This is a genomic window from Bacteroides propionicigenes (assembly GCF_018390535.1).
Classification (GTDB): Bacteria; Bacteroidota; Bacteroidia; order Bacteroidales; family Bacteroidaceae; genus Bacteroides; species Bacteroides propionicigenes.
In genome coordinates this window covers 306,737-332,974 of sequence record NZ_JAHBBW010000004.1, presented here as the reverse complement: position 1 = coordinate 332,974, position 26,238 = coordinate 306,737, and the positions used below count along the sequence as shown (strand labels likewise).

At 38.1% G+C, this 26,238-nt stretch carries 23 protein-coding genes and 1 pseudogene; 17 read left to right on the top strand and 7 right to left on the bottom strand.

Annotated elements, in window-relative coordinates; all coding sequences use genetic code 11:
* Positions 1-9: 9 nt before the first annotated feature.
* Positions 10-1,254, top strand: coding sequence for a PDDEXK-like family protein (locus tag KG118_RS08290; protein WP_117712692.1), 1,245 nt, complete (start codon positions 10-12; stop codon positions 1,252-1,254).
* A gap of 143 nt (positions 1,255-1,397) precedes the next feature.
* On the opposite strand, the gene KG118_RS08285 is transcribed toward KG118_RS08290, so the two are convergent.
* The 5 genes from KG118_RS08285 to KG118_RS08265 form a co-directional block, all read right to left on the bottom strand.
* Positions 1,398-1,769 carry a hypothetical protein gene (locus KG118_RS08285; RefSeq protein ID WP_147331375.1) on the bottom strand — a complete coding sequence of 124 codons (372 nt, stop codon included), beginning with the start codon at positions 1,767-1,769 and terminating at the stop codon, positions 1,398-1,400.
* Complete coding sequence (locus tag KG118_RS08280; RefSeq protein WP_117712690.1) at positions 1,751-3,025, bottom strand: site-specific integrase; 1,275 nt, start codon at positions 3,023-3,025, stop codon at positions 1,751-1,753. The genes KG118_RS08285 and KG118_RS08280 overlap by 19 nt, the downstream gene beginning before the upstream one ends.
* A 484-nt stretch (positions 3,026-3,509) precedes the next feature.
* Positions 3,510-4,664 carry a galactokinase gene (gene galK, locus KG118_RS08275; protein ID WP_117712689.1) on the bottom strand — a complete coding sequence of 385 codons (1,155 nt, stop codon included), beginning with the start codon at positions 4,662-4,664 and terminating at the stop codon, positions 3,510-3,512.
* Between the two features lie 45 nt (positions 4,665-4,709).
* The gene (locus KG118_RS08270) at positions 4,710-6,020 is read right to left on the bottom strand and encodes a sugar MFS transporter (RefSeq protein ID WP_117712688.1); all 1,311 of its coding nucleotides are present in this window, start codon (positions 6,018-6,020) and stop codon (positions 4,710-4,712) included.
* 49 nt (positions 6,021-6,069) lie between these two features.
* Positions 6,070-7,167 carry an aldose epimerase family protein gene (locus KG118_RS08265; RefSeq protein ID WP_117712687.1) on the bottom strand — a complete coding sequence of 366 codons (1,098 nt, stop codon included), beginning with the start codon at positions 7,165-7,167 and terminating at the stop codon, positions 6,070-6,072.
* Positions 7,168-7,370: 203 nt separating this feature from the next.
* Between KG118_RS08265 and KG118_RS08260 the strand changes: the two genes are divergently transcribed.
* Positions 7,371-8,345 carry a type I phosphomannose isomerase catalytic subunit gene (locus KG118_RS08260; protein WP_117712686.1) on the top strand — a complete coding sequence of 325 codons (975 nt, stop codon included), beginning with the start codon at positions 7,371-7,373 and terminating at the stop codon, positions 8,343-8,345.
* Positions 8,346-8,421: 76 nt separating this feature from the next.
* Here KG118_RS08260 and KG118_RS08255 read toward each other — a convergent pair whose 3' ends face one another.
* Together KG118_RS08255 and KG118_RS08250 are read right to left on the bottom strand one after the other, a co-directional pair.
* The gene (locus tag KG118_RS08255) at positions 8,422-9,219 is read right to left on the bottom strand and encodes a DUF4373 domain-containing protein (RefSeq protein ID WP_117712685.1); all 798 of its coding nucleotides are present in this window, start codon (positions 9,217-9,219) and stop codon (positions 8,422-8,424) included.
* 40 nt (positions 9,220-9,259) lie between these two features.
* On the bottom strand, positions 9,260-9,607 hold the full coding sequence (locus KG118_RS08250) for an SH3 beta-barrel fold-containing protein (RefSeq protein ID WP_117712684.1): 348 nt from the start codon (positions 9,605-9,607) through the stop codon (positions 9,260-9,262).
* A gap of 1,286 nt (positions 9,608-10,893) precedes the next feature.
* Here KG118_RS08250 and KG118_RS08245 point away from each other — a divergent pair.
* The 15 genes and pseudogenes from KG118_RS08245 to KG118_RS08175 all read left to right on the top strand — a co-directional run bounded on the left by KG118_RS08245 (position 10,894) and on the right by KG118_RS08175 (position 26,236).
* On the top strand, positions 10,894-11,412 hold the full coding sequence (locus KG118_RS08245; protein WP_117712710.1) for a UpxY family transcription antiterminator: 519 nt from the start codon (positions 10,894-10,896) through the stop codon (positions 11,410-11,412).
* Positions 11,413-11,461: 49 nt separating this feature from the next.
* Positions 11,462-11,923, top strand: a complete 462-nt coding sequence (locus tag KG118_RS08240) for a UpxZ family transcription anti-terminator antagonist (RefSeq protein WP_117712682.1) — start codon at positions 11,462-11,464, stop codon at positions 11,921-11,923.
* Positions 11,924-12,911: 988 nt separating this feature from the next.
* Positions 12,912-13,961, top strand: a complete 1,050-nt coding sequence (locus KG118_RS08235; protein ID WP_117712680.1) for a polysaccharide biosynthesis protein — start codon at positions 12,912-12,914, stop codon at positions 13,959-13,961.
* A 19-nt stretch (positions 13,962-13,980) separates the two neighbouring features.
* Entirely contained in the window at positions 13,981-14,835 is an 855-nt protein-coding gene (locus KG118_RS08230) for a sugar nucleotide-binding protein (protein WP_117712678.1), read from the top strand.
* A 6-nt stretch (positions 14,836-14,841) separates the two neighbouring features.
* On the top strand, positions 14,842-15,972 hold the full coding sequence (wecB, locus tag KG118_RS08225; RefSeq protein ID WP_117712676.1) for a non-hydrolyzing UDP-N-acetylglucosamine 2-epimerase: 1,131 nt from the start codon (positions 14,842-14,844) through the stop codon (positions 15,970-15,972).
* Between the two features lie 119 nt (positions 15,973-16,091).
* A pseudogene (locus KG118_RS17650) lies at positions 16,092-16,340 on the top strand (hypothetical protein); the annotation flags it as partial.
* A complete protein-coding gene (locus KG118_RS08215; protein WP_117712672.1) occupies positions 16,330-16,911 on the top strand; it encodes an MBL fold metallo-hydrolase in 582 nt (193 codons plus the stop codon). The pseudogene KG118_RS17650 and the gene KG118_RS08215, both read left to right, overlap by 11 nt.
* A gap of 9 nt (positions 16,912-16,920) precedes the next feature.
* On the top strand, positions 16,921-18,411 hold the full coding sequence (locus KG118_RS08210; RefSeq protein WP_117712670.1) for an AMP-binding protein: 1,491 nt from the start codon (positions 16,921-16,923) through the stop codon (positions 18,409-18,411).
* Complete coding sequence (locus KG118_RS08205) at positions 18,411-20,225, top strand: Coenzyme F420 hydrogenase/dehydrogenase, beta subunit C-terminal domain (RefSeq protein ID WP_117712668.1); 1,815 nt, start codon at positions 18,411-18,413, stop codon at positions 20,223-20,225. The genes KG118_RS08210 and KG118_RS08205 overlap by 1 nt, the downstream gene beginning before the upstream one ends.
* A gap of 27 nt (positions 20,226-20,252) precedes the next feature.
* Positions 20,253-20,480: an acyl carrier protein gene (locus KG118_RS08200; protein WP_117712666.1), complete on the top strand. Its 228-nt coding sequence runs from the start codon at positions 20,253-20,255 to the stop codon at positions 20,478-20,480.
* Between the two features lie 49 nt (positions 20,481-20,529).
* Positions 20,530-22,053 (top strand): lipopolysaccharide biosynthesis protein, encoded by a 1,524-nt coding sequence (locus KG118_RS08195; protein WP_117712664.1) that lies wholly within the window; start codon positions 20,530-20,532, stop codon positions 22,051-22,053.
* A gap of 156 nt (positions 22,054-22,209) precedes the next feature.
* Complete coding sequence (locus KG118_RS08190; RefSeq protein WP_117712709.1) at positions 22,210-23,103, top strand: aldo/keto reductase family protein; 894 nt, start codon at positions 22,210-22,212, stop codon at positions 23,101-23,103.
* Between the two features lie 2 nt (positions 23,104-23,105).
* Entirely contained in the window at positions 23,106-24,008 is a 903-nt protein-coding gene (locus tag KG118_RS08185) for a hypothetical protein (RefSeq protein WP_213388402.1), read from the top strand.
* Between the two features lie 6 nt (positions 24,009-24,014).
* Positions 24,015-25,070 carry a polysaccharide pyruvyl transferase family protein gene (locus KG118_RS08180; RefSeq protein WP_117712660.1) on the top strand — a complete coding sequence of 352 codons (1,056 nt, stop codon included), beginning with the start codon at positions 24,015-24,017 and terminating at the stop codon, positions 25,068-25,070.
* A 5-nt stretch (positions 25,071-25,075) separates the two neighbouring features.
* On the top strand, positions 25,076-26,236 hold the full coding sequence (locus tag KG118_RS08175; RefSeq protein WP_117712659.1) for a glycosyltransferase family protein: 1,161 nt from the start codon (positions 25,076-25,078) through the stop codon (positions 26,234-26,236).
* The last annotated feature ends 2 nt before the right edge of the window (positions 26,237-26,238 follow it).

Sequence of the window (26,238 nt, the reverse complement as noted above, 5' to 3'; positions counted from 1 at the left end):
CTCGATAATATGAACCACGTTGATTTTCTTCTCCAAGAAGTTAATATTTTGCGATTGAAACTACTCGAACGACAAAGCAAAGAGGAAACATTTAATCTGTTTCCCATTTTGCTGAATGAGCGAGATGAGAAGAACCTACACTCCCGGTTTATCTCTGTTCTGCTTGACCCGAGAGCACCACACAAAATGGGAAACACATTTCTTTCCTTATTTCTTGGAGTGGTAGAAAGTAATATGCAAGTGGACGATGCCGAAATATCTATATCGCCCAACTACTTAAATCCCTCAGAATTTAAGCATATAGACATCTTTATTCGCAAGGGAAATGAGTCTGCGGTGATTATTGAAAACAAGATAGACGCAACGGATAGCAACCACGAAGGAGAAGGGCAACTTGAAAAATATTATCGGGAAGCTTTGGAAGAAGGGTATTCAAAGGATAATATCGACATCTATTATCTTACGCTCGACCAACACGAACCGACAGAAGAAAGTGTTTCCACAAGCGGAAAATATCCCGAATTGGTGGAAAAAGTACAGTGTATTTCTTACGGTTCTGAAATCATTGAGTGGCTGAAGGAGTGTGCCAAAGAAAGCTATGCTAAACCGATACTTCGGGAGTCTATAAACCAATATATAAACCTACTGCAAAAAATGACAAATAACGAATCTTCCGTTTCTGAAAGAATAGAACTTATGAACATTGTCGGTAAAAATGCCGACAACTTGGAAAGCGCGATGTTCTTGATAAAGAATTTCAAACATATTCAGTGGCATACCATTCACGACTTTTGGAAAGAGTTGTCTGATGCATTGGTTCTGGCAGGGTACACTATAACTGAAGAAATTGAAAACGAGTTGATAGATGATGCAGTTCATGGTGGACCACGGAAAAGGCAAGTTTATTTCAACTTGTATTTTACTTCACAGTCTGGTATTCCATTAGGGATAAATTGTGATTATGATGACTTTATTTGTTATGGGATAAGCAATTCTAATGGCAAATTCTCTAAAGTCATAAAAGATAAAGTCAAAGCATTAAATTCGGTAGAGCAATCTGATGGCGATTCAAATGAATATTGGCTTTATTACAAATATTTTAATTCAGAATCTGGTGAACTTGCATTTTGCTTCAGTGATTTAGATGGAACAACGCCAACATACAAGTTAATTTCTCCTCAAAAGCGTAAAGAATATATTCAACATATGGTATCCATCGTTAATGGGTTCGTTCAAAAGTTTGATGAATTGTAAGTAATCATACACCCCTCACACTAGCAAGTTCCGACATAATAGAGACCTGCAGTGTGTTTTGTCGGGCATCCTCATTACGAGTTACAAAAGGGAACTCGTAATGAGGATGATATTGTTGTATTAGAATCATTGACATATTTTCTTCAACAGAATTCCTCTCTGTCCGATTGTGCGGAGGATAGGAACATGGGGATGATTTCTTTCCTTGACTCAAACATACGTTTCATCATCCATTTGCGGAAAAGGTTGGTGTAAAACGTGTTCCATTTGTAGGACAACACGATGATGAGTTCCAGCGAATAGAACTCCATCAGCAATCCGTTATCCAAACGGACGAACTTCACCACCTCGTAATCGTTCAATACGTCCGCTTTCAACACCTGCTTCACGGCACGGTTCACACTTGCCGCCGTAATGTTGAAAAGGTCGGCTATCTCCCCGGCATTCATCCACCCATTGCCACCCGTGGCGACAATACGGTTATCTTCTTCTACCATTATCGTGTCGCGCCACATACATTGTCCTCCTTTCCGTTTTTGAGTGAATCCGGCAGGAAGCTTTCAATATTCCCCAATCGTTTTTCCAGATTCTCCATGTCTTGGTTGAGCTTTTCCTTGGTGATTTTCGCGTAAATTTGAGTCGTGGAAATATTCTTGTGACCGAGTATGGAACTGACCGTTTCAATCGGTACTCCGTTGGATAACAGCACGGTGGTCGCGGCGGTATGTCTCGAGACATGCCAGCCGAATGACTTCGTGATACCGCATCTTTTGGCTACGGAACGAATGCCGTGAAGACACGTCATATAATGCGGAACGGGAAATATTCTGCCGTCTTCGCTTAATCCCCTGTACTTTTCCAAAATGCGGAGGGGAACATCAAGCAGACGGATATTTGATTCCACTCCCGTCTTTTGGCGGTTGATTTTTATCCATTGGTGCTCATCGAAATAAGTCACGATGTTCTCCTCTCTCAGATTGCGCATATCCGAAAAGCTTAATCCCGTGAAGATGCAGAACAGGAACATATCGCGGTAGAGTTCCTGCTTGGCGTTTTTCAGCTTTCCGTCCATCAAGAGTTGGATTTCCTCTTTAGTGAGAAATGTGCGAACCGTATCCTCCTTCTTGATTTCGTAATCGTGGAAAGGATCACGCACTAACCACTCGTTGCTGATGGCTACCGAAACCATCGTGCGGAGCGGACAGACGTAAATCCACACGGTATTGTTGCAACAATGCTTTTCCGTGCGCAGGAACATGTCGAAGTCCATGATGAACGACTGGGTCAGTTCCTTCAAGGCGATGTCCTGCACATGGTAGCGTTGCATCAGAAACTTTTTCAAGTGTTTGTACACCACAAGGTATTTCTCGTATGACTTCTTGGACTTCATCCCGGCTTCCACCATCTTGGCATAGTCGGCGGTGAATTGCTCATAGACTTTCATCAACGTGTGGCATCGGTGCTCCAACCCCAAGAAAGCGTTCTTTACCTTTTCAGCCGTGACAAAGTTGTCCCTGTCCATGATTTCCTGATAGTGGGTGTTTATCTTCACCCGGATTTTGTCCAGCATACGGTTGGTTTCTAACGCAACGGTGCTCCTGCCCGTTGCCCGTCCCGTCTTGGTTTCCCAAATCTTAGGGTCGATAGTCAGCTTGCAACTGAATTGCGTCTGTGTCCCGTCCACCGTGATACGCCCCATGATGGGCACCGTACCGTCCTTTTTCACTACCTGTCGTTTGAGGTAGAAGATTGTCGAAAATGTACTTCTCATTACTCTACTCGTTTTTTTTGATTACAAAATTAATTCGGGTAGAGCTGATGGAATGTATGCAAAACGCGGCAGACCGGAGAGGATAAATCCAAAGGCGAAAATTCTTCGACAATTATTAGGTATTCAGCCACTTATTACCTGATATTGTGCCATAAAGCGCCTGAATTCCGTTGGTCACGAATAGGTAACGCAGTTCAGGCTTCAATTGGCGTTTTCATGGTTTCTCGTGGCGTTTACACATCATTTAAAAATCCTTTAATCATCTGTATCTCAAATCATCTTCCCCGTTCTTCCGTATATCAAGAAAAAATAGTACTTTTGTTTAATCAATTTATTACTATACTTGAGAACAGGATTCAAGTATAAAACCTGAATCCTGAAGCTTTTCTATCTACGCAAAATGCAGGACAATATCAGTAACAAAAAATAGGGTGATATTGTGGTTCCCCACTTTATCACCCTATTGCTTTTATCATGTTTTTATTTATTCCAGTCTACGTGCACCGTCACTGATTACAACATCATAAATCTTCGGGCTTCTGTTGAATTTAGCCTTAAATTCTTCTTTGGCCTTTTCAATGAATGTACTGTATAATTCTTCTTTTACAAGGTTGATTGTACAACCGCCGAATCCGCCACCCATTACGCGTGAACCGGTTACACCGCAATCAAAGGCAAGGTCATTCAGGAAGTCAAGCTCTTCGCAGCTTACTTCATACAGCTTGCTCATGCCATGATGTGTTTCGTACATCTTCTGGCCTACTGTTTCATAGTCGCCTTTTTCCAATGCATCACAAACATCAAGCACGCGTTGGATTTCTTCGATTACATATTCTGCACGCATAAAGTCTTCCGCACTGATTTCAGCCTTAACTTCCTCGAGCATTTCCATATTGCAGTCGCGCAGGAATTCTACGTGCGGGTGTTTCTTCTGGATGGCTGCAACAGCGGCTTCGCAACTTTGGCGACGCTTGTTGTATGCAGAAGAAGCGAGCTCGTGTTTTACAACGGAGTCTACCAACACCAAGCGGTAACCTTTCGGTTCGAACGGGAAGTATTGGTATTCCAGTGAACGGCAATCCAAACGGATGAGGCTGCCCTTTTTACCGAATACGGAAGCAAACTGGTCCATGATACCGCAATTTACACCACAGTAATTGTGTTCTGTTGCCTGTCCTACCTTAGCCAGCTCAAACTTATCGATTTTATTGTCGCCGAACAGGTCGTTCAGTGCATATGCATAAGTACTTTCCAATGCGGCGGAAGAGGACATACCTGCACCCAGGGGTACATCACCTGCAAAGGCGGTATTGAATCCTTTCACTTCTACGCCACGCTTAATCATTTCACGGCATACACCGAAAATATATCTTGCCCAGCTGGCGCGGGGAGCATCTTCTTCGTTCAGACCAAATTCCACGTAATCCTTCAAGTCGATGGAATAAGCTTTCACTGTATTTGTGCCATTCGGTTTTATTTCTGCAATCATACCTTTGTCGATTGCTCCGGGGAATACAAAACCACCGTTATAGTCGGTATGTTCACCGATTAGGTTGATGCGACCCGGAGAAGCATATACAGCTCCTGTTGTTCCGTCAAAATGCTTGATGAAACGGTTTCTTACGTATTCTATATCCATGATATTGTTTTTTAAGGTGAATAAATCTATTACCTGTATTATCTATCAATCAACTTTAATGTCTTTGTTTACGTTCTTGCAACCTATCAGTCCGTAGAACAACAGATATGCAAGGGCTGCGATGATTACCCAGTAGCTTGCCATGAAGCCTGCCATGTCGGCAACTAAACCTTGGATAACGGGAAGAATACCGCCACCGCATACCAAAACCATGAACAAGCCGGAAGCGGCTGCCAGATATTTACCCAAACCTTCTACTGCAAGGTTGAAGATACCGCCCCACATGATGGAAGTACACAGTCCGACTAATACCAGATACATGGCATTGATGGGTACTTCTGCAAGTCCGAATGACAAGCCGCCGGTAGCGCTCTGTTGGAGTACCGGTAGGTTTACGAGAGAATCAGTAGATGAGAAGATGGCGAGGAATACCAAAACCAGACCCAAAGCCGAGGTGAACGTAAGCATTGCTTTACTGGAAATCTTAGCGCCCAATGATGCACCTGCCAGACGGCCTATCAGCATCAGGAACCAGTAAGTACCTACTACGAATCCGGAGATGGTAGATGCGATGCCTGCGCCGCCCTTTTCTACAGGGTCGGTCAAGAAGAGGTTCAGTGTACCCGGCACACCCACTTCAATACCTACATATACGAAGATTGCGATAGCTCCCAAGATGAAGTGACGGAACTTTAAAGCGCCGGACATCAACTTGCCGATAGGCTCTGTGGTTGTAGCGGCGTTGGGCTCCGGTATCGGAACGAACAACAGTACAAGGAATGCCAGTGCAAATACCGCCATTGCCGTGTACATCACAGGGAATATCTGAGAAATGGTGGCTTTCTCAATAGAACCTGCAATGAGGATACCCACGAACATCGGAGTGATAGTTGCCATTACAGAGTTGAAAGAGCCGCCGATTTGGATGAGCTGGTTACCTTTATTACCTTCACCGCCTAATTTGTTCAGCATCGGGTTTACAACCGTATTCAGCAAGCACATGGAGAAACCTGCGATGAATGCGCCAATCAAATATACGGCGAATGCCATTTCCGGGCTGGAGTGTCCGGACAAAAACTGGATGCCCACACCTATAAAGCCGATGGCTACCGCGATGAGCGCTGTCTTTTTATATCCTACTTTCTGCAATAAGATACCGCTTGGTATTCCCATTACTGCGTATGCGATGAAGTTACCGAAGTTACCCAGCATACCCAATGCGTTGGATACGGAGAATTGGTTTTTAAGTACAATTCCCATCGGTGCAGCAAGATTAGTAACAAATGAGATCATACCAAAAAGGAAAATCATCGTTATGATTGCGATGAGTTTACCATTCTGTTTTTGTTGTGTCATGGTTTTGAAAAATTTATAAGTTTATAATTAGGTTAGTTAGTTCATTTATTTACTCTTGTACACCGAACTTGTAAATCGTGATTTGTTGGTATTCATCTCCGGGGAGTAATACGGCTGACGGGAAATGAGCTTTGTTGGGGGTATCCGGGAAGCATTGCGCTTCAAAGCATACCGCACTTCTTGCCGGGAAAGTGGCACCATGAGCACCTGCGAATCCGTTCAGCCAGTTTCCTGTATAAAGTTGTACGCCATTTTCAGTAGTATATACTTCCATTGTACGTCCGCTGACGGGATCGGTACAGGTTGCGGCAAGGCTTAACTCTCCGCTTTCCGTCTTGTTCAATACGTAGCAATGGTCATATCCGGAACCGTTTATCAATTGTTGGAATTTGTCATTAATGCGTTCACCGATGCTGTGAGGGGTACGGAAATCCATTGGAGTACCTTCTACTTTCTGAACTTCTCCGGTGGGAATGGACACTTCATCAATAGGAGTATAGAAATCGGCATTGATGGTGATGATGTTATTCAGAACATCGGGGGTAGGATTGGCAATACCCGCAAGATTAAAGAAACCATGATTGGTTAAATTGACGACGGTCGCTTTATCGGTTGTTGCCCTGTATTCTATAACCAGAGCGTTTGTCTCGTCTTCCAGACGATAAGTCATTTCCACTTCCAGAGTACCGGGGAATCCTTCTTCGCCGTCGGCAGATGTGTAGTTGAAAATAACAGTTGATTCGTTGGGCTGAACCGCATCCCATATACGGGTATGGAAACCGGTTGGCCCGCCATGCAATGAGTTAGGCCCGTTGTTAATGGTTAATTGGTGTTCCTCTCCATATAGAGTGAATTTTCCATTGGCAATCCGGTTGCCGTAACGTCCTATCGTTGTACTTAAGAAAGGTTCGGGACTGTTGATTACATGATCTATGCTGTCGTGTCCTAAAACTACATTGGCATATTTCCCGTTTTTATCGGGAACCATAATCGAAAGAAGCGCGCAGCCGTAATTGGTTACGGCAACTTCCATGCCCTGAGCATTTTTGAGGATAAATAGATCTGTTTTTTGATTGTTGATATTCTTCTGAAAGTCTTTTTTGTCCAGACCGGACAAATTACTTTCTGTTGGGGTAGTGTCTATCATAATTCAATGGTATTATTTAATTTTCTTGCAAATAAAGAGAAATTCTTTTGTTCCCCCAAGTAATTGAGAAGAAATGTGGAGAACATTTTATGAAAGTTTAGCGTTTAACAATTGGAATACAAATTGATATTTTTTGTATGTTTGTCGCGTTAATCTAAAAAAGAATTGTAACAATATTGAATTGTACTAATTAGAAACAACGAATGTATCCTCTAAAATTTGAGCCTATCCTGAAACAAACACTTTGGGGTGGCGACAAGATTATCCCATTCAAGCACTTGAATGAAACTCTGCCGAATGTAGGTGAGAGTTGGGAAGTTTCAGCAGTAGAAGATAGTGAATCGGTAGTTGCCAATGGTGTGGACAAAGGGTATACCTTGCCCGAAATGGTTCGTAAATACAAAGACGAATTGGTGGGCGAAGCGAATTACGCACGATTTGGAAACAAATTTCCATTGCTGATAAAGTTTATTGATGCCAAGTTGGATTTGTCTATTCAGGTACATCCGGGTGATGAACTTGCCAAGAAGCGTCATAACAGTTTTGGTAAAAACGAAATGTGGTATGTTATTGCTGCGGACAAAGGCGCGAAATTAATTTCCGGTTTTTCCGAAGAAATAACTCCGAAAGAATATAAAGACAGAGTACATAACGGAACATTTGCCGAAGTCCTCCAGACTTGTGCCATCGAGCCGGGAGATGTATTTTATGTTCCTGCCGGTCGTGTGCATGGCATCGGTGCCGGAGCGTTTGTTGCCGAAATTCAGCAAACATCCGATATAACTTATCGTATCTTCGATTATAATCGTAAGGATAAAGACGGCAAATCCCGCGAACTGCATACCGGCCAAGCCATGGATGCCATTAACTTTGCCGATGTGCAGGATGATTTCCGTACAGAATACGATCGCATACAGAATGAGCCGGTTGAAATGGTAGCAAGCCCTTACTTCACTACGTCCGTGTACGACATGACGGAGGAAATAACTTGCGACTATTCGGAACTGGATTCTTTCGTAATCTTTATTTGTGTGGAAGGTACTTGCCGTCTGACAGATGACAATCGGAACGAAATAACTCTGTGCGCCGGTGAGACTGTGCTGTTGCCTGCAGCTATTCAGGAAGTGACAATCGTTCCGGAAGGTGGCAGCGTGAAGTTGCTTGAGACTTACGTATAAGTTAATATCATCGCAGCAATCAAGTAAACTGAATAGAGCGCATTTAGTTAATATCGTTATATCAATGCAGTTAACATCATGTATCCAATGATGTTAACTGCATATTTTTCTTTTTCTCTTTCACCAGCGCCGCAATGAGATATTTTCCTTTGGCGACAATATCGCTCCATCGTGTGCTGTGTATCACTTGCCATACATACCCCTTCAGCCTTCCGTAGTCTGACAGGCGCAGAATCGCGTTGACTTCCTCCGGATTTATGATTCTCATCTGTTGCAGGGTGAACATCAGCCCGTCGTAATTGTGCGTTTGCTTGTTGTAGGCATACCCCGGTACAGGCAGAAGAAAATCCTCTCCGGGACTTCCTTCTTCTGTTTTTGCTTTTATTTGCTTTACTTTACTTTGTTCTGAATTGCTTGCATTTTCGGGTAAAATGTCTGCAAGTTGCGTGCAATTCTCATTGTTCTGCGTACAAACCTCTTCATTTCCCATACAGCTATCCAATAGATAGGGCAGTGCTTTCAAGTCCCTTTTTCTTCGTTTGGTGGCTTCCAGCCATACCTTCTGAAAGGAGGCGGAAGTGAGTACACGCTGTTCTTCATAGGATTTCTTGTCGAAGAATCCCTTATCCAGTAGGATTTGTATAATCTTCTCCATAGATTCCTCTTCAATCCCTGTCTTGTGGGCAAACAGCGTGCATTGCTCTTTGTCCCACAACAGATAATATCCTTTCTCTTTGTACATCTTGCAGAGTAGTTTCATTACTGCGGTAATTCCCGCCAGCCCGCATTTGGCTTCCACGAGTTCTATCGGTGCGTCATCAAAGAAATTCACGTTTAGCGGGAAATACATGATTCCCCCATAATTCATTGCCATAACCTTTTTCTCTTAACTTTCATCTTTCAATTATCAATTTTCAACCGACCACCGCTCTCCATTCCAGGAAATTTTCCATCCGGAAGGTTCTCCACGCTTGCAGTTCTATGTCCCAGTATGCAACGGCGCCTGTAATTTTAGCCATGTCGTATTCTTTCTTGAACGCGTTTTTGTAGGGTAACAGTGTTGCCCTGACAAGTTTGAATGTTCCGTCCTGTTTGTGGTAGGCGATGAGTGCGCATCCGTATTGCATATGGTCTATGAGGCTCTCGATACGTTCTACCATCCATCCGGCGCAGTTTTCCGTGTAGTCTTTTTCCTGCATGATATGGATTTTCCATCGTTTTCTTACCGCTTCCTGTTGTGAAGTGTGCTTTCTTTTTTTCATAATCTTGTTTGATTAATGGATTGATAAATAAGTTATAATACTCTTTAGCTGTCGTTTAAGTTGCATAAAAAAAGATGCCGTCTTTTTCAGAAAAGCGGCATCTTTATTATTAGTGTGGCTCAATCTTTGCTAAAGCGGTTGCAAAGATATGGCCTTTTCATGACAGATTGTCCATTGTTATTTATCGGCTGTGTTTTGTTATTTTATATTACTGTTTTTCTTTTGCTTTTTATCAGTTGTTTGGTATAGTTTTTCTTTCTTTATTTCACTGATGTCTCCTTTTATTGTATTGATTGATAATGGCTTCCCATTCCTTGAATACAGTATGTCCAAATCGGCTATAAATCGGCATAGCGTCGCTGTTCCATACTGTGGGTCGACTCCCATATCCCCTTCAAGAAACATTTCCAATAATACTGTTTCAAGCTTTCTGCGCTCCTTGAAAATCATTATGATTTTCTCTCCTGTTTTTGGCCCTTGATTTCCTTTAACTTTTTGTTTAATAGTTGTTTCACTCTTGTTATAACTGTTGCAGGCAGTTTTTTTTATCTGTCTTTTTACTTGTTTTTTTACTCATATCTAATGTCTTTTTGCCAATACCTAATGAGTGGACACCATGTCATGAAATACGAAGTTAGTGCTAATGATGGAAATATACAAATATCGGAATGTTGTTTTGAGAATTGTCGTTGTAAGTTTCAGAAAATTAAAGGCTTATGGAGTAGGGGGAAAGTGTTTTTTAAACGTTCGTTTAATGTGCACAAAGATACGTGTTGTTTTTGATATGTGCAAAATGTTTGATAAAAATATATTTCATCGCTATTTTATTTCACCTATAAGTACTTGTATAATAGATGTTTAATTCTATCTAATAGGGCTGATTATTTTCTTTGTTTCATTTAAAATCTTCCGGTTTATGTATTGAACAATTTTGACGTTTTTTAAACGAACGTCTAAAAAACACTTTTTGTTTTTAGCCCTTTCGTTTTCAGCTTTTTATAAGCGAATGACTAACATAACTGTTTTTCTACTTCTTTTTCCGTGATGGTAGGAAGTTTTAAAACAAGATGTATGCTAACTAAACTATTGAAAATAACTGCATTACATAAATTGACCGGTAGGTGCTTCGCTACTCCGGTGTCCCTAAAGAATACCCTTTTCACAAGGTTTTAATCACTTTACACTCTACAATTATTATTATAATGTCTCGTTCCTCAGTAAAGACATCTTCTGCTGTACAGTGCAATTCTGGTACTCAACCGTCGACTGTTAATCCTCAATCGGACATGAATTGGTTTGCAATTCGGGTTTCTTACAGTCGTGAGTTGGCTTTGAAAGCGATCCTGGATGCTGAGAAAATTGAGAATTTCATTCCGATGCGTTATGAATATGTCATAAAGTCTGGTAAGCGTGTTCGTAGATTACTTCCGGCTATTCATAACCTTGTTTTTGTTCACTCTACTCGTAAACGTATAGATGCTTTGAAAGATGAATTGGAATCTTCTATGCCTATACGTTTTATCATGAATCGTGAGTTTTGCCGACCTGTAGTTATCCCCGATGCGCAGATGCGTAGTTTTATTCTTGTGGCAGGTAGCCACGAGGAAGCTATTCTTTATGTGGAACCTGCCGAATTACATTTGGCAAAAGGGCAAAAAGTACGTATTACGGGTGGTGTATTCGAGGGGGTAATAGGTGAATTTGTCCGTATTCGCCACGATCGTCGTGTAGTGGTCAATATTGAAGGTGTCATGGCTGTTGCTACTACTTTTATTTCGCCATCACTCGTTGAACCTATTGAATAATTTTCTATTTGTAATTCATAATTTATCAATCATAAACCATACTTAGTCAATGGATTCATTATTTTCCTTAGCCCATAATCTTCTTGTTTATGGGTTGGACGGAAGTCCCATCTACGTTGACCAGTTCACACGTTTGAATCGTGATGTTTACGAGCAGGCTCTTGATCTTTACGGTACTCGAGGCAAGACTGTAGAAGCGGAAGCCGAACTCTGTCTTGGTCTTTTAGTGGCTTTTGCCACTACAATTTACGATAACGGTCATAAGCAAGAATACATTCAGAATGTATTGGACCGTAGTTGGGAAGTTCTTCCTAAACTACCGACATCATTGCTCAAAGTTCGACTTTTGACTTATTGTTATAGCGAAGTTTATGATAAGGAATTAGCTCAAGAAGCACATGCTATTATCAATACGTGGGATCAGTCACAGTTGACGTTGGAGCAGGTGGAGATTATTGAGGAATTAGGGAGGTTTGAGGAGAATGAGTGTCCTTGGGAAGTGGTAGAATAGAGTAAGAATTATACTGCTATTTACTGTGAAATTTGAGACGATGAAAGAGGGAATTAATGGCAAGGAATTAATAAACAAGCGCAGGGAATTTTGGGATGAGATGGAAAGACGCTTTTAGGGAAGCAAAACTCCTGAAGACGATGTTTTTTATTGCCATCCCAATGAAGACTGTACTACCCATCTTTGTCTTGGGTGATGAGTAAATCATTGGAACAAGCATTATGCGTAACTGTCAGATTAAGCCTTGACTAATTCACATTATGTCATAATAAGAGTTTTCTTCTACTGCGGCAATAATTAAGCCGAAATTCTTACCGCTTATCTGACTGAATATGAAATATATTCCGAATGATTGCACTATTGCAATCTTATATTTAATGTCTTGCCCTATGTGTTGAATTCATCTGGTAAGCGCTCAAATTAGGGCTCAAAAATGCTATCTATATCTTTGTTGGAAATTAAATCCAACAATTATGTATAGTAGCGAAGATGTTGAAAAAAAATATTTTTAGTGCTAAACAGGGGGCGTTCTTCATGGAGTATCTCTTCAGTCATTTTGTTCAAAGAATAACGTTCCTTACAACATTTTTTCATAAATGGTACAAGGATACCCGCAGAAAGAGCGGAGATTGCCGCTGTATATCATAGCATAATCAGCATGGTGAAGCTGCAAGCCAGGTCCGCATGGGATTATTATGGCAAATTTTTTACTGGAATTTTTGACAGTTGCAGGGATTTTTTGAGCCTGGCACCGCAAAATATAGACTTGGCTGTATGCCAATAGTTGAAAATTAATCGAATTTAATAACATTTTTTTGTGAGGCACCCCATTCTGGAAAGTCAACTTAAAGTTGATAAGGCTCGAATCCTTGCTGAGTGACAAATAAACCCAAAAGAAACTATTTCTTCACTATTGCAACTTTTTCGAGAAAACAAGTCTGGAGGGTATTTATGTAGTGATAAATTTAATAATATAAACAAATACATTATGAGCATTTTCGCAGGTAAAACGCTGATGATTACCGGTGGTACCGGATCATTTGGCAACGCAGCTCTCAATCGTTTTCTTCGTACTGATATTGGCGAAATCCGTATTTTTTCCCGTGATGAGAAGAAGCAGGATGATATGCGTCACGAGTATCAAGTGAAGTATCCTGATGTGGCCCACAAGATTAAATTCTTCATTGGAGATGTTCGCAATCTTCAGTCTTGCAAGAACGCAATGCCTGGTGTAGATTACATCTTCCATGCTGCAGCCCTCAAGCAGGTTCCTTCTTGTGAATTCTTCCCAATGGAAGCTGTCAAGACAAATGTCATTGGTACAGATAACGTGCTTACTGCTGCTATCGAGGCAGGTGTAGGTGCTGTTATCTGTTTGAGTACAGACAAGGCTGCTTACCCCATTAACGCAATGGGGATTACCAAAGCTATCGAGGAGAAGATCGCTGTTGCCAAGAGTCGTTATTCGGGCAATACAAAAATCTGTTGCACTCGTTACGGAAATGTTATGTGTTCACGTGGCTCCGTTATTCCTCTTTGGATTGACCAGATTCGTAACGGTAATCCTATCACGCTTACTGAACCTAATATGACTCGCTTCATTATGTCTCTCGAGGAGGCTGTTAATCTGGTACTCTTCGCCTTTGAGCATGGCCAAAATGGTGATATTCTTGTCCAGAAAGCACCTGCTTGTACCATTCAGACTCAAGCTGAAGCTGTTTGTGAACTCTTCGGTGGCAAAAAGGAAAACATCAAAGTTATTGGTATTCGACATGGTGAGAAGATGTATGAGACGCTCCTGACCAACGAGGAATGTGCTAAGGCTGAAGATATGGGAGATTTCTATCGAGTGCCTGCTGACAATCGTTCTCTCAATTATGATAAATACTTTACAGAGGGTAACGAAAAACGGGATGTTTTTACAGAGTTCAACTCAGATAATACTCGTCGGTTGAACCTCGAAGAAACTAAGTTAAAGATTTCGGCTCTTGAGTATATTCAAAAAGAACTCTCTGGTGAAGGAAACTCCGTACAATAAGCATTTAAGGAAAGAGATTATGAAGTTTTTTATATGTGGATGTAATGGTATGGCAGGTCATACCGTATCCCTCTATCTCAAAGAACAAGGTCATGATGTCTATGGCTTCGACCTTCGCGAATCGCAATACGTTCCATCCTTTGCTTGTAATGCATTTGATACCGAAACCCTTCGAAAGGTAATCACCGAGGGCAATTATGATACAGTCATTAACTGTATTGGCGTGCTCAATCAGTTTGCAGAACAGAATCACGCATTTGCTTCGTTCCTCAACTCATATTTCCCTCACTTCCTTGCTGACGTAACCAAGGACACAAACACTCAGGTTATCCACATGTCTACCGACTGTGTGTTCTCTGGCCGCAGAGGCTCCTATACAGAAAGCGATTTTCAGGATGGCGAGACTTTCTACGATCGATCAAAGGCTCTTGGCGAACTAAATGACGACAAGAATATCACTCTTCGTAACTCTATCGTAGGTCCTGACATAAATCCTATGGGTATCGGTCTTCTCAACTGGTTCCTCCATCAGGAAGGTGAGATTAACGGTTTCACAAAGGCTATGTGGACAGGTCAGACTACCCTACAGCTAGCTAAGACTATGGAGCAGGCAGCACTCACTCGTGCTCACGGACTTGTCAATACCGTACCGAATCACTCCATCAGCAAGTACGAGCTTTGCGGACTCTTCAACAAATACTTCCGCAACAGTAGCATCAAGATTAATCCTATTGAAGGCGTAAATGCCGATAAGTCTCTCAAGCGCACCAATTTCGAGTTTCCTTACCTCATCCCTGATTATGAGACTATGGTTCGAGAACTTGCAGAATGGGTTTACGCACACAAAGACATATATCCACATTATAATCTTTAATTCTAGATGAAAAAACTGAAGTTAATGACAATAGTAGGTACTCGTCCTGAAATCATCAAGATGAGCGCCATTATTAAGAAAGCAGATAAGTATTTCGACCATGTTTTAGTACATACTGGTCAGAACTACGACTACAACCTCAACGAGGTGTTTTTCAAGGACCTCGGACTTCGTGAGCCTGATCACTACTTGGGTGCGGTAGGCAAAAATATAGGTGAGACCATGGGTAATGTAATTTCTAAGGCCTACGACCTCATGGTAGAGGTGAAGCCAGATGCTATCATTGTTCTTGGTGATACAAACTCATGCCTCTCTATCATTGCAGCTAAACGTCTCAAGATACCTATCTTCCATATGGAGGCTGGCAATCGTTGTAAGGATGAGAACCTGCCTGAGGAGGTTATTCGCCGAATTGTAGATGTTACATCAGATGTCAACATGTGCTATTCTGAACATGCTCGTCGCTACATCCTTCAGAGTGGCGTCAAGCCTGAATATACCTATGTTGTAGGTTCACCTATGGCAGAGGTGCTTCGTGAGATGCTCCCTCAGATTGAGGCATCTACTATTCTTGATGAACTCCACCTTGAATCTAAGAAGTATATCCTTCTTTCTGCACATCGTGAGGAGAATATTGATATTGAGGAAAATTTCATGTCGCTAATGAATGCTGTCAACGAGATGGCTTGTGCTTACGATATGCCAGTTCTATATAGCTGCCACCCACGTTCAGAGAAGATGATCGCGAAGCGTGGATTCAAGTTTGATAATCGTGTCATCCAGCACAAACCTCTTGGATTCTTCGACTATAACAAACTCCAGCAGAATGCGTTTTGTGTTGTATCTGATTCTGGTACTATGCCAGAGGAGGGGGCATTCTTTCACTTCCCAGCTGTATCTGTTCGTACCTCTACAGAGCGTCCTGAGGCAATGGATAAAGGTGTCTTCACAATTGGTTCTATCACTTCTGAGGCTGTATGCCAGGCGGTTGAACTTGCAACCTCTATGCACGAGAATGGTGATGATCCATATCCCGTTCCAGCATATACTGATGAAAACGTATCAACAAAAGTTGTTAAGCTCATTCAAAGCTATGTAGGTGTCATCAATAAAATGATTTGGAGAAAGTCTTTTTAAGACATATTTTTTACCCAAGAGGGGATATTCAATTTGTTGGAGAATCAAAGTGACGAGAAAAGTGCGAATTGACGCTAAGGACATACGTGCAGCTCTAAGGAGAAAAAATAAAAAAAGTGCAACTCTGTGCTTGGTGTCTTTCTGATTTTAGATATGTTGATGGAAAGACTGCTGACATGAAACCTTTGGGACATCAGCTGAATGTTGTTGCAGAAACTATTATGATAGCTCCTGCAGCAGGTTTCTACTCCAATCCTGCACTTGGTAAAAAACAAGTGCGTCTCGCGTATGTGCTTTGCAAGGAGGACTTGCAGCGGGCGCTTTTGATTCTGCAAAAGGCTATTGAAGATTATAATCATGCGAATTGAAACAATACATAATTCGTTAATGCAATCGTGTACATATATTATAGAAGATGAAGGTAATAATTGTGTATATTTAGTAGATTGTGGGGATATTCAGCAAATTTTGTCATATATTCGAAAAAGGAACATTGCGGGTGTGTTTTTAACACACTGCCATTACGATCATGTATATGGGCTAATTGAACTGATTGATAAATTTCCCAATGCGAGAGTATATTGTCATGAGGAAACATTTAAAGGGCTGAAAGATAGTCGAGCAAATGTGTCTTACATGTATGTGGATGATTTTAGCGTGCAAAATGACAAAATGTTTCAATTCATAAATAATAGAGAAAACGTCTATGTTTTTAATCAGAAGTTAACAGCAATCCACACACCATGTCATGATATAGACTGCATATGTTATCTCATAAATGATTCAATTTTTATTGGCGATAGTTTTAATCCGGATTTCCCGGTTTTTACTGAATGGTATCGTAGCAATAAAGACTTGGCAGAGAAAAACGAATTAGTGATTAGACATATCATTAGTCAGTTTAACTTAAAGGTATTTTCTGGGCATTATAAAAAATAATATAAAACTATGTTTAAAGAACAAATAATTGACCCTATTATGCGAAACCTCTTTGAGGGTAAAGACCGCAATGCTTTTTGTATCAAAGATGAGTTCTTCACTTATGGACAATTGGCTAATAAAATCACAAATATCCGCTCATTACTTCAGGCAAGGAAACCACAAAACAAAAATGTAGGTCTTGTAACAAATAACGACATAGAAACTTATGCATCAATAATTGCGCTTTGGTTGGATGGTTATTGTTACGTCCCTTTACATATTAAGCAACCAATAGACCGATGTCTTGATATTGTAAAGCAAGTAGGTATAGATACGATCTTGGATTCTAGTAGCAAGAGTAGATACGATTTGTCACTTGTTGTCACTTCAACAGAAAGAGCTGAATTAACAGCAAACTTAGAGCCGAAAAAGGATATTAGTGACAACGATTTGGCTTATATCCTCTTTACTTCAGGAAGTACTGGAAAGCCAAAAGGCGTTTCTCTTTCACGTCTCAATATCGGTTCATTCATGGATTCATTTTGGGCAACAGGAATAAAACTAAGTTCAGAAGATAAATGCCTTCAGACATTTGACCTAACATTTGATGTGTCAGTACAATGTTACTTGGCTGGATTGATTAGTGGAGCTTGTATTTATACAGTGCCATATGGGGAGGGAAAGTATCTTCATGTTGCAGGTTTGGTGGATGAATACCATCTTACTTTTGCTGTTATGGCACCGTCTATGTTACGTTTTATGCAACCTTTTTTTGAGCAAGTGGATATGAGTTCACTAAAAACTTGTATTCTTACTGCTGAGGCTTGTCCAAAGGTATTACTTGAGACTGTTTATAAGTATTGTCCAGATGTAGAACTATATGATTTTTATGGCCCAACCGAAGCAACAATTTACTGCACATATTACAAACTGTCTAGAGAAAGTGAAAATAAAGAATTAAACGGAATAATTTCTATAGGGAAGCCTCTTAAACATTGTGTTAGTATAATATTAGATGAAAATGGTAATGAAGTCCCTATTGGAGAGAAAGGTGAACTTTGTATTGCCGGTCCACAGGTAACTCCAGGTTATTGGAACAATCCGGAGAAAAATGAATCATCTTTTTTTATCCGTAAATACAAAGATGAGGATCTTCGTTTCTATCATACTGGAGATTTGACCTTCCAAGATAGAGATGGTGATATAATGTATTCTTGCCGAATGGATAATCAAGTAAAAATCCAAGGATTTCGCATCGAATTGGGGGAAATAGAGTATCATGCACGTGTTGCAATAGGAAAAAACTTAGTTTGTATTGCTTGTGAATCAAATGGAATAAATGAACTATACCTTGTAATTGAAGGCGAGCAATTTGACACAAAAGAGATGGTTAATTATATGAAAAGTAAAATGCCTTCATATATGATACCTACTCATATCAAGTTTATGGAAAAATTTCCACTCAATAATAGCGATAAAATTGATCGTCCAAAAATCAAAATTGAAATTTGTAGATAATGATAGATAAATTAGCTAAAAATGAATGCTGCGGTTGTAATGCTTGCGGCGATATTTGTCCAAATGAATCTATATCTTTTAACAAGGATGAGGAGGGTTTTCTTTATCCTCATATTAATTATGAAACATGCATTCAATGTAATTTATGTGAGAAGGTATGCCCCATAATAAACATAGACGACTTAAAAAAGAATGATTTTGAAAAGCCAAAGTGTTATGCAGCTGTCCATAAGAATCTTCACGTTAGATTTGATAGCACTTCAGGTGGGGTCTTCTCCGCGTTTGCAAAAAAAGCTTATCAAGAAAAGGCTTTTGTAGGAGGTGCTGTATGGAATGAGGATTGGAGTGTATCACAGTATATCTCCAATAATAAAAAGGACATTGAAAGATTACGTAGTTCAAAATATATACAAAGTAATGCTATCGGTTTTTACGCGAAGGTAAAAAAACTTCTTAAGTCCGGTGAAAAAGTTGTGGTATGTGGAACTCCGTGTCAAATGGCAGCATTACGAAGTTTTCTGGAAAAACCTTATGAAAAACTTTTAATTATTGATTTAGTATGTATGTATGTAAATTCACCTAAGATATGGGATGCATATATCAAACATCTTGAAAACAAGCATCATTCAAAGGTTATTTATATTAAGGACAAGAATAAAGAAATAGGCTGGAGAACATTATGTACAAAGATCGTATTTGAGAATGGAGATGTAATCTATGAAACTAAAGAAAAAAATGCATTTCGTAGATGTTACATGGGGATGGGAATAGCTGCACGTCCATCATGTCACAACTGTAAATTTAAAGGTTTTCCTAGAATTGCAGATATTACACTTGCAGATTTCTGGGGAGTAGAAAAGTACTTGTCTAAAGATTATGATAATAATCTAGGCACATCTATGGTCTTACTTAATTCGGAAAAAGGAAGAGTATTTTATGAAGAGAAAGTCGCTTCTCAACTATTGACAGAGGAAATTGCTTTTGATTCAATATTGGGCGGAAATTTAGGATTATTACAATCTCATAAACCTAATGCATCTATAGATAGACCTGCATTTTATAAAGAGCTGAATTATTCTGATTTTGGGAATCTGGTAGATAAATATCTATCTCAGAAGCTACAAACTAAGACAAAGCTAAAGAACATTGCAAGATTTCTAAAGCAGGCGATATGTGCTTCCGAAGGGAATTGGTTTACATTCTTTAAAACTATTAATTACAATTTGTTTAACAAGCATATTGATGCTAGTATTGTAAATAGACATTATCTTATACTTCATCCGCATACATTGTTCAGATTAGGCAAAGGTAGTAAAATAAAGATAAATGGTGTATTTTGCATTGGGCGTAGTAATTGTACAAAGGATGTGTTATACTCCAAAATTATTTTAAGGGAAAATGCATCGCTTATTGTTGGTGGTAATTATACATTTAGTGCTGGATGCGATATTCAAGTTTTTAAAAATGCGGTTTTTGAAATAAAGGGTGGAGGGGACTCAAATGTAAATATAGAAATTGTATGTGCAAAATCTATTACTTTTGAACCATACGTTTATTTAGGTAGAAATGTAATAATACGTGACACAAATGGAGATCATTATATGTCACGTCAAGGATATAAAACATCAAAGCCAGTAACGATCGGAACACATGCTTGGATTTGTGATCGCGCTTCAATTATGTCTGGAGTACATGTGTGGCCAGGTGGGATAGTTGGTGCTAGCGCATGTGTAACCTTTGATGTTCCTGCATTTAGTATGGTAAGTGGAAATCCTGCTCAAATAGTTGATGAGGAGGTTTATTGGAAAGCATAAAATATTTATATTCAAAGTTATATAATTATGGAAAGTAAAATTTTAGAGATTTTTAGAAGTGTTTTCAACGAAGAAGATCCTTCATCTATTACTCTTGAAACAGAGTTTCGCGACTTGGCGCAGTTTACATCTCTTACTCAAGTCGTATTAATTGATGCTATTCAAAATCAACTCAACATTAAACTTAAACTGTTACCACTAATTAAAGCAGAAACAATTGGAGATGTACTTGAGTTAGTTGAGAACAATGGATAAACTATTATATGTATGGTAGAATCGACAGGTTCTACCATCTCAACCGACTATGGATACGTCAGGTAAAACAATCGCAAAAAATACAGCATTCCTTTATATAAGGATGCTCGTTGTGATGGGTGTAACTATTTTTACATCTAGAATAATATTACAGAGACTTGGTGCTACTGACTATGGAATTTATAATGTGGTCGGTGGTGTAGTATCAATGATGGTTTTCTTAAATAGTGCTCTTAACGCATCTACAAGTCGTTTCCTAACTTATGAACTTGGACTCGGAAATACTAATCAATTAAAAAGGGTGTTTTCTGCATCTCTGAACCTACATATTGGTATTTCATTTATTGTTTTTCTCATATTGGAAACAGCTGGTTTATTCTTTTTTTATGATAAATTAGTTATTCCTCAGAATCGTATAACTGCAGCATTTTGGGTGTATCAGTTTGCCATTGTAACAATGGCTATAAATTACACTCAAGTTCCCTATAATGCGAGTTTAGTTAGTCATGAAAATATGGCTGTGTATGCTTTCGTGGGACTTTACGAAGCTTTTTCAAAATTATTAATTGCATATTTCATTCAAATTTCTCCTATTGACAAATTGGTATTCTACGGACTGTTACTCATGCTTAACACTATAGTAATTCAGCTATTTTATAGGTTTTATACAAAAAGTAAATATGAAGAATGCCGTTTTAGGCTAATAAAGGATAAGTCCTTATATAAAAAACTGTTGTCCTACTCCGTTTGGGATTTGTTCGGGGGGATGGCTGGTGTTAGTCAAAATCAAGGTGTAAATGTACTATTGAATGTATTCTTCGGACCAATTGTTAATGCAGCAAGTGGTATATCATTTCAAATACAATCAGCAGTTAAATTGTTTATTAACAATTTCCTCACAGCTGTACGTCCACAGGTTGTGAAAAGCTTTGCTGAGGAAAACTTTGATCGAATGTATGGCTTAACTTTTAAGGCTATAAAATATTCGCTCCTTTTAATGATGGCTTTGGTTGTCCCTCTAATTTTCGAATCAGAATTTATCCTAAAAATTTGGCTAGGTGATACATATCCACCAGAGACAGTATTATTTACAAGGATAATTCTAGTATCAGCATTGTTTGATGTGATAGAAGGTGGGCAGAATATGGCATTTCATGCAATTGGAAGAATTAAAACTGGAAACATTGTATGTGGTTCAATTATGATATCATCATTGCCTATAAGTTATGTTTTATTAAAATTCGGATGTCCTTCATACATACCATTTATAATTGTAATCATAACGAATGTAATTAATCAAATATTGACTTTACTAATTATGAAGTCTTATGTTGATTTTTCACTTCAAAAATTGATTGTTCATACATATCTACCGGTGATGGCTGTTGTTGTATTTGTGTTTGCTGCCCCATTTTTGATTATTAATATGATAGAAGGTAGTTTGTTACGTTTTATCGTTAATTTTCTTACGATAGAACTGATTATATTATTTATGGGATGGGTCTTTGTCCTAAAAAAAGAAGATAAGACACAAATATTTAATTTAATTAACCAAAAGATCGATAGAGTTTGAATTAACCAGGAATAGCAAGCAAATAGTTGTTTAGGTTCTTTGGTATGCTTACAGTGCTATAGTTAATTTAGACAATAGAAATAAATATTGTTTATATGAACACTTCAAAATCTCTTATTAATGTCCAAGAATGCAAGAAATAAGTTTAAACTAATTATGAAAGAACTAAAAACATTATCCGGTTTGCCTGTACCTCCTATTGGACTAGGTACTTTCCCATTGCAAGGTAGAGAGATGGCAGACACAGTTTTGGCCGCAGCTCAAATTGGATATAGATTAATTGATACATCAGATGATTATCGAGGCGAAACAGGAATTGGTATCGCATGTTCTGAACTTTATCAAAAAACAGGATTAGAAAGAGAAGATTTATTCTTTCAAACAAAAATATCTCAGGATAACTCTTATTGGGATGATCCACTAGATGGCGTTTGGTTTAACCCGAATTCTATTCATCAGAAACTTCATACTGTAAGGGATGTCGTAAGAGAAAAAATCTCTATATCATTGAGAGAGATGAAAACACAATATATTGACTCGGTACTTATTCATTATCCATTTCCTGGCTATTATTATGAAATTTGGGAAGAACTAATTAGTCTAAAAAATGAAGGTATTATCAGATATATAGGAGTCTCCAACTTTTTTCAAAAGCATATTGAAGTCATCAAAAAGTCAGGTGAGATTCCTGCTATTAATGAAGTCTTTTTCAGCCCCCTTTGCACTAGAGAAAACTTGCTTTCCTTCTTAAATAATAATAACATTATGCCATTGTGCTATTCTCCATTACTTGGTGTAAAAGGTAAAATTGCAGAAGAAGCTTTATCGCAAATTATGAATAAATATAATAAATCATTGAGCCAGATAATTTTGAGATGGCATGTTGACAGAGGCTGTATACCTATACCCAAAAGTAAGAATAAAAATAGATTAAAAGAGAATTTTTCTATTTTAGATTTCTCCCTTACTAAAGAAGAAGTTCAATATATAAATTCGTTTAACCAAGATTTTGTAGTCGCTGCAGAATCATTATATTGTCCTGGTATATGAACATGTCAACAAAAGTAAAAAGAAGGATCAATGCACTAATTAAACGTACTTTTTGGTATAGAGAAGTAGTATTTGCAGATTGTGAAAAGTTTTGGAAACAAAAAAACTTAAATCTTGAAATTGTAAATTTGGGTAGCAGTGTATCCAAATATGCATTTGATTATTCTAATTGTAATAATAAGGCCGCTAACTGGGCTATGGCTCCTCAGACTTTTGTTGGAGATTATGCTATCCTTTCTAATTATTTAAGTTTTTTAAGTGACAATGCAATAGTTATTATTACACTATGTCCTTTTTCTTGCTTGGATGATGGAAAACAATATCTCCCAGACAAAATGTATTCTATTGTTGATGCTATGAGCATCCCTAACTTTTCTATGGAGCGGAAGAGCTTAGTATACGACATAAAAGAGAATCCATATAAATATTTTCCACTTGTTTCTTTATTTAGTGAATTAGGTATAAGAATAAAACAAACTAACCATATTCTTACCAAGGAGGAAATAGACAAGGATGCTATTGTTTGGATAGATAGTTGGAAAAAACAGTTCTCTCTTTACAGCTTGAATGATAGATTTAGTCTAGTAAACCAAGATCGATTTAAGATGGCAGTTATTGCATTGGAGAAGCTTATTGAATTATGTATATCTCATAACTTTAAGCCAGTTATAGTTCTACCTCCTACATCCAACTCACTGCTTGAATATTTTGATAGTGCTTTTATTAAACAATACATCGAGGATTATGTGCAGGCTTCAACAAATAATAAAGTTCTGTTTCTAAATTATTTCTCAGATAAAGAATTTCGAGATATAACTCTTTATAAGAATGCAGGAATCCTAAATAAGACTGGTGCAAAGAGGTTTACAAATAGAGTACTATCCGATTTAAAGATATTGAAATAGATTGTTATGAAAATAGGAATCTTAACATTCCACTGGGCAGTAAACTACGGAGCTATTTTACAGGCTTATGCTCTTCAAGAATATTTGAAATTAGAAGGACATGACGTCTGTATTGTTAATTATAAACCAAAGAATTATGATGATACAATCTTGAATTTTATAAGAAAATATAAATTCTTGAAAATTTCCGAATATTTGTTAGAACGAAAAAAAGAACTAAGATTAAGTAATTTCCGGAAAAAATATTTAAATCAGACAGAACGTGTTTGTTCCTGTAAAAAAATATCAAATTTGGTTACTGGATTTGATGTTCTAATTTCAGGTAGTGACCAAGTTCTGAATCCATATTTTCTTGCTACTGGTGAAGGAAATAAGAATGGGTCTTCGGCATATTATCTTGGTTTCAATTTTGATGGAACCAAGATTGCTTATGCAGTTAGTTTTGGATGTATCACTTATCCAGAAGAGCAGTTTTCGATTGCAGCAAAGTATCTGAAATCTTTTTCAATGATTAGTGTTAGAGAGAATACAGGAAAAAATATTGTTTCATCTATGGGAATAAAAAATGTAAGTGTTGCTCCAGACCCTACACTTTTGATGCCCTATTCTTTCTTTGATAATTTGGCTGATCAGTATGAGGGCAAAGTTTCTAGGGATTATACTTATTGTTTTTTTATTAGAAATATGAAAGAAAGAAAATCTTTGATAAAGGATAGAACTCGAGATCTTATTTGGAATAATGATTTAGGTGATTCTTCTGTTGAATCTTGGCTATATTTAATAAAACACGCGAATTCAGTCATTACAGACTCATTTCATTGTGTAGTTATGTGCCTAAAATTCCATATTCCTTTTGTTGTTATTACTGAATTGAATGGTAATGTCGGAATGAACGATCGTTTTTACACTCTCTTAACACCAATTAAAATGGTTAATAGGATACTCTATAAAAATAGCCTTAATGAAATAGAGATTATTTTGTCTACAAAAATTGATTGGAATTCTGTTGATATGTACCTCAATGCACTAAGAAATATTGGAAAGAAATTCTTGAATTTTTAATTTTCATGCAGAGAATATTATTTTTACATCAATCTTCAAGTGTCGGTGGTGGAAGTTATTGCCTATTAAATATTATAAAGACGTTAGATACAAATTGTTATAAACCTATTGTTGCACTAAAGTCATATGGTCCGTTAGTTGAAGAATTATCGAATTTAGGTGTGGAGGTAGTTTTATTTACAAAAATGTCATTCTTTCCATATAATCGTCCAATTTATAAGGTGGGTAGTATTTTGGCATATATTAGACTATTGTCTTCTCAACGGGCATTCAATACTATTTTGAACACATCTAAACCAGATATCGTATATTTTAACAATATGATGCTTGCAGGTTATTTGAAGGTCGCAAAAAAATTTGGAGCAAAAACAATTTGTCATGTTCGAGAGCACTGGCCATCTAATGAACATATTCTTCAACTTGGTTTTATTCGGAAATTTGTAAATATATATTCTGATAGAATAATTGCAATTAATGGTTATAGTAGTTCCATATTTCCTAAGAAAAAGGCTACTATTGTATACGATTGGATTAATATGGAGAAACGCTTTGAATATATGCCACTTGAACAAATTTTTAATGAAAATATGACCGGGAAACGAGTGTTTTTGTTTACTGGTGGCACTCAGATTATCAAAGGAGCGTTAGAAGTAATTAAGGCTTTTTCTACTTATCGTACTTCTGCAGAAGATAGGCTTCTTCTAGTTGGTGTACCTCCATTATCCTCTCAAAATAAACTAATTAATTATTTAAATCGTGGGAAGCACTATATAGATGATATTTATTTGGCAATATCAAAAGATGATAGAATTAAGTGTATGCCCTCCGTTTTTAATCTCAGTCATATTATTAAGCAGTCTTATTGCAATCTTAGTTACTTTACAATTCCTCATGCGAATTTAGCAATGGCTGAATGTATAACTTTGGGAATTCCTTCTATTGCAGCTCAAACTGATGAATCATTGGAGTATTCATGCAATGGAAAGCTTGCTATGCTATATCCAATAAATAATTTCTCTGCATTTTGTGAAAAGTTAGTGCATTTAGACAATGAATATTCTGAATTAAAAGCTTGTATTGATAAAGAATCAAATAAAGTAACAGAATTGTTCGATGAAAACGCTAATATTCTGCGATTACAATCTGTTATTAAATCCTTTCCCTAATC